Source organism: Candidatus Cloacimonadota bacterium, assembly GCA_011372345.1.
In the GTDB taxonomy this organism is placed as follows: Bacteria; Cloacimonadota; Cloacimonadia; order Cloacimonadales; family TCS61; genus DRTC01.
The window spans coordinates 1-6,187 of sequence record DRTC01000242.1; the positions used below are offsets into that span (position 1 = coordinate 1).

Annotated in this window: 6 protein-coding genes; 3 read left to right on the plus strand and 3 right to left on the minus strand. The window is 35.6% G+C overall.

Going from position 1 to position 6,187, the window contains the following annotated elements; translation table 11 throughout:
• Both ENL20_04630 and ENL20_04635 read left to right on the plus strand, forming a co-directional pair.
• The coding region (locus ENL20_04630) for a T9SS type A sorting domain-containing protein (protein ID HHE37841.1) at positions 1–1,350 on the plus strand (1,350 nt) is incomplete at its 5' end.
• A gap of 10 nt (positions 1,351–1,360) precedes the next feature.
• Complete coding sequence (locus ENL20_04635; protein HHE37842.1) at positions 1,361–2,110, plus strand: hypothetical protein; 750 nt, start codon at positions 1,361–1,363, stop codon at positions 2,108–2,110.
• Positions 2,111–2,370: 260 nt separating this feature from the next.
• On the opposite strand, the gene ENL20_04640 is transcribed toward ENL20_04635, so the two are convergent.
• Both ENL20_04640 and ENL20_04645 read right to left on the minus strand, forming a co-directional pair.
• Complete coding sequence (locus ENL20_04640; GenBank protein ID HHE37843.1) at positions 2,371–3,018, minus strand: FAA hydrolase family protein; 648 nt, start codon at positions 3,016–3,018, stop codon at positions 2,371–2,373.
• Positions 2,999–3,463, minus strand: coding sequence for a C_GCAxxG_C_C family protein (locus ENL20_04645; protein HHE37844.1), 465 nt, complete (start codon positions 3,461–3,463; stop codon positions 2,999–3,001). The genes ENL20_04640 and ENL20_04645 overlap by 20 nt, the downstream gene beginning before the upstream one ends.
• A 172-nt stretch (positions 3,464–3,635) precedes the next feature.
• Between ENL20_04645 and ENL20_04650 the strand changes: the two genes are divergently transcribed.
• Entirely contained in the window at positions 3,636–4,634 is a 999-nt protein-coding gene (locus tag ENL20_04650; GenBank protein HHE37845.1) for a DNA repair exonuclease, read from the plus strand.
• A 75-nt stretch (positions 4,635–4,709) separates the two neighbouring features.
• On the opposite strand, the gene ENL20_04655 is transcribed toward ENL20_04650, so the two are convergent.
• Positions 4,710–6,187: SAM-dependent DNA methyltransferase (locus tag ENL20_04655; GenBank protein ID HHE37846.1), on the minus strand; the 1,478-nt coding region annotated here is incomplete at its 5' end.

A 6,187-nucleotide genomic window follows, 5' to 3' on the forward strand; every position in this document is an offset into this window, starting at 1 on the left:
GGAAGTGACGATGTAACAGATACGGACACACATTTCACAACTGTGGATAATGGTGTAAATCACGCCCCGATTGCAGATCCGGGAGGACCTTATGCAGCTACTGTTGGTGAAACAATAACTCTTGATGGATCAAACTCCTATGATCCTGATGATGGAGATTTTATTACTGCTTATTCCTGGGATACGAATGGCGACGGTGTTTACGGAGATGCAGATACGGAAACAACCGATGTTGTTTATGATCAGGAATATTCCGGACTTATCGGTTTAAGAGTTTGGGATAATTTTGATGCTTCATCAGATTCAACTGCACCGATTTATGTTACTCTCTGGACTTCCAATCTTGATCTTGAAATTACGGAGAATGGAGTTACAACCACAACTCAAGGTGATAATGTAACCATTGAAGCCCAGATTTATTGTTATTCTGAAAATGGCAGTACTGCTGATGAATTTGTAGTCAGGTTTTATGAAGATGATCCTTCGATATTTGTTAATCCGATAGGAGAATTTACTTTAGGACCAATGAGCAATGGAGATATTGAAACTGTTTCCCTTGATTGGACGATTCCTGATTTAGATATTCATTCAGTTTATATCAGAGTAGATGCTGATGAAGAGATAGAAGAATATGACGAGGAAAACAACGAAGTGATCCTTTTCTTTGCTCCGGAGGTCTGGCCTGGAGATACAGATAATAATGGTGTCGTTGATGAATATGACATTGAACCGATTGGAGTTTACTGGCGGGATCAAGGTAATCCCAGAATTGCTACTTCCTTTGAGTGGACAGGACATGCATATCCCGGAGGATGGGATGATCAAGCAGCTGCTTATTCAGATTGTAATGGAGACGGATCAGTTAATATTACCGATGTTCTGGGCTTGCTCGTGAATTGGAATGAAACTCATACAACAGCGTATGCTCTTCCACCACTGGTAGTTGATTACAATGAGTATAAAGATAATTATCTTATGATCTATAATTCACTTGGTGATAGTGAAATTGAAATTAAGATCAAAAATCATATTGAACTCTTACTGGATATGCCGATAACGGAAGAAAAATGGAAAAATCATTTATTTGCTAATTATCCAAATCCGTTTAATCCCACCACCAGTATTTCTTATTCATTAGCAGAAGAAGGAGATGTTCATATCTCGATCTACAATGTCAAAGGACAGTTGATCAAAGAGCTGGTAAATGATCATCAAGATGCAGGGGAACATTCCGTGATCTGGAATGGTGATGACAATTATGACAAACGAGTCAGCAGTGGAATTTATTTCTATAAATTGCAAAGTGCCGGCAAATTGATCGATACCAGAAAAATGGTTTTGTTGAAATAAGGAGGTTCAAATGAAAACATATATAAAGCTAATCCCAATATTATTATTTGTCTTGATGATTTCTTGTACGGAAGATACAACAGCTCCCACCCAAGGTACAATAGAAGGAAAGATTATTCTAGCAGATAGAAATGGAGATGTAGAAGATGTAGATATAACTGCAGGTGATACTACTGAACATCCAGATTCCTTGGGCAACTATTTAATTAGTATAGAACCTGGTTTTTATGATGTTACAGCCAGCTTGGAAAGTTATATTGATTCAACAATTGTTGGTGTTGAAGTCATAGAAGGACAATCAACAACGGGTATTGATTTTATTCTAAACAGAGAAATAAATTTAGAAATAGGAATAATTCCTGGTACTCAAACAATTTCTGTTGGACAATCAGCAGTATATTCTGTATCAATTGAAGATGCAAAAAATCTTTTTGCCATTTCAGTAGAAATTGTTTTTGATAATTCTTTGATCTCGATACCGGATGTGGATCCTGTTATAATCGGTGATTTTTGGGATGGGAATGCGAATCTGCAAGGTTGGTTTTTTGAAGAACCGGGAATTTTAAGTGTTGCTATCGGACTGGAAGGAACAGGTGGGATCACTGGAGATGGAGCATTGTTTACATTTGAGCTAAATGCTGATGCTATTGGAACCAGTGATATTGTATTCCAGAATTTGAGCTTGATAGATCAAAATGGAAATCTTATCGAAGGATTTAATGATATCGTCTTTGAGAATGGTGAACTGATAATTCAGTGATCTTTAAGAATTCGATAGTTTAGGAATACGGGAGGAATCTAATTTGGATTTCCTCCCGTACTGTTATTTAAAATGAGTTCTACATTACTGAGTGTTTTTCAGCGTAATTTAAAAAAACATGTCTTTGCGAGGTTTTCTTCTTGCTGTTGACAAACGAAGCAATCTCTTGCTTTACATTAAGTTGGAGTTGTAGATTGCTTCGCAGGAATACCTTTGTAAGATTCCTCGCAATGACAATTTCATTCGTTGCAGAAACCTTGTTATTTAGATATCCAGGAAAAAGAACCTGTTAATTTACTTCGGATTTTAATTTTATCACCTTTTTTCAAAGAACCTACTCCTTCCGGAGTTCCAGTATAGATCAAATCTCCGGGAAGAAGTTTCCAGATTTTAGATATTTCAAAGATCAATTTTTTTATTGGGAAAATCATGTTTTGGGAATTTCCAGTTTGCCTTAATTCACCATTCACGAAACATCTGAATTCGATATTTTCTAAATCAATTTCTGGTGAAAACTGTACGAATTTTCCAATTGCTGCACTTTGTTCGAAAGATTTAGAAATTTCCCAGGGAAGACCTTTTTGCTTCAATTCTTTTTGTACATCGCGTAATGTCAAATCGAGTCCCAGAGAAAGACCTTTGATAAATTTATCTGATTCTTCAATGCTTTTTGCATAACCTTCTCTTCCGATTAAAATTACTATTTCGGATTCATAATGCAGATCTTTTCCGTGCTTTGGAAATTGGATTTCGTTTCCAACCGGAACAAGACTGGTAAAAGGTTTCATGAAGATTACCGGTCGGGATGGAATTTCATTATTCAGTTCTTTGGCGTGTTTGATATAATTTCTTCCAATACAGAAAATTCTGGTTGGAGGAAGAGACTCATTACCGATAATTAAATTCATTATAACCTCTAAAAAACATATCTTCTAAAATTTCGACAGCATCTTGCACATATTTCTCACACTTCTTTCTGGCGTTGTTTTCTTTTGCCGCTAGTCTTCCTTCCTCAGTACTGACATCATATTCCAAAAGATCCCGGCAATAAGTTAAATCTTTGTTTCTCTGTTGGAAATTTTTGATAAAATCCGCTGCCAGATTATTGATCCTCTCTTTCTGCTTTTCACTTTCCGGTTCAAGTCTGGGATATTTCAAACCCAAAACCATTAGAGCTCCAGTGATAGCACCACAGACTTTTCCTTGCTGAGCATATCCACCACCAAATGCACTTCCGATCTTCAATGCAGCAGAGACATCGATGCCAAATCTTTCCGAAAACACGGAAAGTACAGATTGAGCACAATTAAAACCTTGAGCATAAGCATTTACAACTTGTTCTTTTTTGTTCATATAGTCCTCTAAAATTTTATCTGAAACCAATTTTCAATTTCAGATATTATAAAGTTCTTTCTTTGGATTATTCTCCTAAAAACTGAATCGAAAAATGTAAAACTAATGTCAAAGGAAAAAAAACTTTTCTAATTTTTTAGAATAAAATATATGGGAATAAAGGTTTAGTAATATGAAAATATTATTTTTTTCAGATACTCATTTAGGTTTTGATTATCCGATTCGTCCTCGGATTGTCAGGAGAAGAAGAGGACAAGATTTCTTTAATAATTTTGAGAGAGTATTGAAGTATTCTCTCGAAAATAAAATCGATCTGATCATCCATGGAGGAGATTTTTTCTTCCGCAGCAAAGTTCCGCAGCAGATCGTGACCAAAGCATACGAAATATTGTTCGAGTTTGCTGAAAACAGCATTCCCTTCATCATTGTTCCCGGCAATCATGAAAGATCGAGACTTCCGCAATCGATCCTGACGAGACATCCGAATATTTATATTTTTGAAAAACCTCAAACTTTTTTCTTTAATTTTAAAGGTATCAACATAGGAGTTTCCGGATTTCCTTATGAGAGGAATAATGTGCGAGATAATTTTCTTAAAATAATTCAAGATACAAATTGGAATGAAGAATATGCAGACATCAAAATTCTGTGTTTTCATCATGCAGTGGAAGGTTCGAAAGTTAAGAATTTTACTTTCCGGAGTGGGGAAGATGTGATCAGAGGAATTGATATTCCGGAAAATTTTCATTGCATTTTATCCGGTCATATTCATCGGAAACAAATTCTCTGGTTCAGGAAGGATGAGAAACAAGTTCCGGTTATTTATTCCGGTTCGACAGAACGGACTTCCTTCCAGGAAAAAAATGAGGGAAAAGGATTTTATATATTGTATTTCAGGCAATTCTGTAATGGCTGGAGATTGGTGAAAACAGATTTCAAAATACTGCCAATCCGACCTATGATAGACATTTTCATTGATTGGAAGATAAAAGATAGAAAACGATTAGAGAATTTCTTGAAGGATCAAATCGCTAAACTTGATCAAGATGCGATCGTGAGAATTAGATGCAATTATCCGGAAATTATTTCCTATCTAAAAGCAGATTTCTTATGGGAGATATTTCCGAAAACGATGAACTGGCAGGTGAGTTATCTGTTTGGGAAAAGATAATGGTTGGCAGCTGCCACGCTCTTCTTGCTCCTCTTATTGCTTATTGTGGGCACATTTGTTAAGCACAAAATCTTTTCATTCAGACTCGTCCAAAGTTTCCATTATTTCCCGAAAACTCTCTAAACCTGCTTCGATGTTTTCAATTATATCGTTTGCTAAAACATCAGGATCGGGAAGATTATCTAAATCTGCAAGACTATCATCTTTAAGCCAAAAAATATCAAGATTGGTTTTATCTCTATTTATAATTTCTTTGTAATCGAATTTCCTGAAACGACCTTCAGGATTTTCTTCGGAATATGTTTCCTTTCTGGCAAACCGATTTTCAGGATTGTAGCATTTAATAAAATCAGCTAAATCCTCAAATTTAAGTGGATTCTTTTTTAAGGTGAAATGAATATTAGTTCGGAAATCGTAAATCCAAACTTCTTTTGTCCAAGGTTCTTTGCTGGCTGGTTTATTATCGAAAAATAAAACATTAGCTTTTACACCTTGCTTATAAAAAATTCCTGTCGGTAATCTTAGGATTGTGTGAAGCTCGGTATTCGTTAGCAATTTCTTACGAACGGTTTCTCCTGCTCCACCTTCAAACAGGACATTATCCGGTAATACAACAGCTGCTTTTCCGTCTGATTTTAAGAGCGTGTGAATATGTTGAACAAAATTTAATTGCTTATTGGAAGTAGTTGCCCAGAAATCCTGACGATTATAAACAAGAGTGTCCTTTTTTTGTTCTCCTGCTTCATTTGTGAATGTCATACTGCTTTTCTTACCAAAGGGTGGATTTGCCAGAACATAATCATATCGTTTTCCTGTATCGGCAATTAACGCATCTGTAGAAGAAATGAAACTCTCTCCGTCAATTTCTCCGATGTTATGCAAAAACATATTCATCAAACACATTCTGCGTGTGTTGGCAACAATTTCATTACCAAAAAAAGTTTTAAGTTTTAGGAATTCCTTTTCCTCTCTGTTCAGTCGTTTATCAGCGATAAAATCATAAGAAGCCAAAAAGAAACCACCAGTTCCGCAGGCAGGATCACAAATTGTTTTCTGCGGTTTTGGTTGAACACATTCTACCATTGCTTTTATCAAAGCTCTCGGTGTGAAATATTGACCTGCTCCGCTTTTAGTATCTTCTGCATTTTTCTCCAAAAGACCTTCATAGATTTTTCCTTTAACATCCGATCCCATCAAAGTCCATTCTTCTTTATTTATCATATCAATAATTTTATAAAGTTTGGCAGGGTCTTGAATTTTATTTTGAGATTTCAGGAAAATTTGTCCTAAAGTTCCTTTTGCTTTTGCAAGTTCTCGAAGCAATTTAGAATAATGCATTTCAAGTTCTGCACCTCGCTTTGTAATTAAATTTTCCCAATTGAATTCCTTTGGAATATTGATATTTCGATTATATGGCGGTTTGGAATATTCATCTGCCATTTTCAAGAAAAGCAGATAAGTCAATTGCTCCAAATAATCTCCGTAACCGACTCCATCATCTTTGAGAATATTGCAAAAACTCCATACTTTTGATATTATACTTGATGTATTAC